Here is a 329-nt window from a genome sequence, read left to right on the forward strand (position 1 = left end):
GACAAAGCCCTGGTCACCGATCGCACCAGTGCACCGAAAATCACGGTATTAGTTGGGCACGACTCCAACATTGCCTCTCTGTTAACGGCGCTGGATTTCAAACCGTATCAGTTGCAGTGCTGGTTGACGGCGTGCGTCTCAACTCTTCACGTACCGACAGCCGACAACTGGACTCTATAGATCCTTTTAATATCGACCATATTGAAGTGATCTCCGGTGCGACGTCCCTGTACGGCGGCGGCAGTACCGGTGGCCTGATCAACATCGTGACCAAAAAAGGCCAGCCGGAAACCATGATGGAGTTTGAGGCTGGCACCAAAAGTGGCTTT

At 52.9% G+C, this 329-nt stretch carries 1 pseudogene; it reads left to right on the forward strand.

Annotated features, from left to right (window positions below):
* Positions 1 to 86: 86 nt before the first annotated feature.
* Positions 87 to 329: pseudogene (locus tag LZP73_RS19625) on the forward strand (TonB-dependent receptor plug domain-containing protein); the annotation flags it as partial.

This window comes from Shewanella sp. AS16, from assembly GCF_021412365.1.
Lineage (GTDB): Bacteria > Pseudomonadota > Gammaproteobacteria > Enterobacterales > Shewanellaceae > Shewanella > Shewanella salipaludis.